Origin of the sequence: Actinospica durhamensis (genome assembly GCF_018139695.1) — a bacterium.
GTDB classification, from domain to species: domain Bacteria; phylum Actinomycetota; class Actinomycetes; order Streptomycetales; family Catenulisporaceae; genus Actinospica; species Actinospica durhamensis.
Genome location: NZ_JAGSOG010000608.1, coordinates 1 through 1,085, shown reverse-complemented (window position 1 = coordinate 1,085; position 1,085 = coordinate 1). Strand labels below are relative to the sequence as shown.

Annotated in this window: 1 protein-coding gene; it reads right to left on the bottom strand. The window is 67.8% G+C overall.

From position 1 onward, the window contains the following. Positions 1 to 105 precede the first annotated feature (105 nt). Positions 106 to 936, bottom strand: a complete 831-nt coding sequence (locus KDL01_RS41335) for a hypothetical protein (RefSeq protein WP_212534178.1) — start codon at positions 934 to 936, stop codon at positions 106 to 108. Positions 937 to 1,085: the final 149 nt, after the last annotated feature.

The following is a 1,085-nucleotide window of genomic DNA, read 5'->3' as shown; positions in this document are numbered from 1 at the left end:
GTGCAGCCCGTTCCCCGCCACCGCCCCCCGCACACGCCGAAAGCCCCCGTTCACCAGAACGGGGGCTTCCGAAGCCGCGCGGCGAGTGCCGCTGCACCGGGCGTGTCAGGCGCTCTGGAAGTACCCGAAGACGTCCACGATGAGCTGAAGCCATGCGGCACTGCTGTTGTCCAGGTAGTCCGTGTTGCCGTCGGGGCCGGGCGTGGAGAACACCAGGTTCGCCACGGTCGAGCCCTTGGTGAAGTTGAGCGACGAGGCGTTCGGGATGCCGTCGTCGTTCGGGTACACGGCCAGGACGCCGCTCGCGGTCACCGAGGTCACCGTGACGTTGGTGACCGCCCCGGTCACCGGCGGGTTGTCCAGGTTGCCCGAGCGGTCCAAGCCGAAGGGCACATGCCAGCTCCCGCCCGGGTAGAGCGGCCCGCCGTCCTGCCGGGTGTCGACCGCGCGGAACGGGGTCACCGGCTCGTAGGCGGAGGGGGCTTCGGTGAGGTTGGCGCTGAAGTAGCCGTCCACGTCCACGACCATCCGGTTCGAGCCGACCGGCGTCCTGATGTCGATGTAGCCGTCGGATCCGATCGGCACGATCGCCGCGTTCGCGATCGTCTGGCCGGAGGAGAAGTTGACGTTCGAGACCGTCGGCTCACTCCCACCGTCCGGATAGGCCACCACGAGAGAAGGCTTCGTCGGCCCGGCCACCGTCAGATTGACCTCCACCGCCTTCGCATCCGCCGGCACCCCGCCCACACCGGCGACCTTGAGCTTGATCGGCGCGCTCGGGGTCAACGCGCCCTTGTGCCCGCCGGTGCTCGAGTTGGTGTCCAGGATCCGCGTCGGAACCACCTGCTCGTAGCCGTCGCCCTGCGCGATGACGAAGTACCCGGAGACGTCCACGATCAGATCGACCGTACCCGCGCTGCCGTTGTAGAAGTCCACAACGCCTCCGGTACCGACCGGGGAGGTTGTCCCGAGTCTCGTGGATCTTCGGTGACGGTCTGGGTTGATTCTATGCGGCGCGCAGTTGCTTGACGGGCTTGTCGGCGTGCTCCGTCCGGGTGGTTTCTTCGAGTGCTGTGATCAGGGCG